This window comes from Microbulbifer okhotskensis (assembly GCF_023895975.1).
Taxonomy (GTDB): domain Bacteria; phylum Pseudomonadota; class Gammaproteobacteria; order Pseudomonadales; family Cellvibrionaceae; genus Microbulbifer; species Microbulbifer okhotskensis.
This window is the reverse complement of record NZ_JALBWM010000378.1, coordinates 1-481: the sequence shown is the minus strand read 5'-3', so window position 1 is coordinate 481 and position 481 is coordinate 1. Positions and strand designations below refer to the sequence as shown.

The window sequence follows — 481 nt, the reverse complement described above, 5'->3', positions numbered from 1 at the left end:
GGATAACCTGGCAGATTTCTGATGAACGAACCCCTGGATACCGCCGTTATCGAGCAGCGCCTGCGCGACCAGGTGCCGGCGTTGCAGCAGGTGGGCGGCGCTGCTGAATATGCCGTGGTCGAAAAACTGACAAGCTTTCGCCACGGCAGTGCCTACGTGGTGCTCGCGAATGAGGAGGATGTGCCCGAGTCTGACAGCCGCTCCCAACGCCGCCCCAGTGGCCGCCAGCAAGTCAAAGCCACCATCGGCGTGATTGTCGCCGCGCGCAATTACCGGGGCAAAACCGGCAGCGAGGCACTACAGGAGGCCAAACCGTTAATAGGTGCCGTCCGCACCGCACTGCTGGGCAACTGGATTCCGGGCGGCCAGTTGCAGCGCCCACTTAAATGGCTGCGCGGCGATGTACTGGACCACGACCGCAGCACCTTACTCTGGATCGATGTTTTCTCTATCACTTACTTCATGGGGGACACCACGTCAT

Annotated in this window: 1 protein-coding gene; it reads left to right on the top strand. The window is 60.9% G+C overall.

Translation table 11 applies throughout. From position 1 onward, the window contains the following. Window positions 1-21 precede the first annotated feature (21 nt). Window positions 22-481, top strand: a 460-nt coding sequence (locus tag MO867_RS22590; RefSeq protein ID WP_252473366.1) for a phage tail terminator protein, incomplete at its 3' end; no start/stop codon positions are given.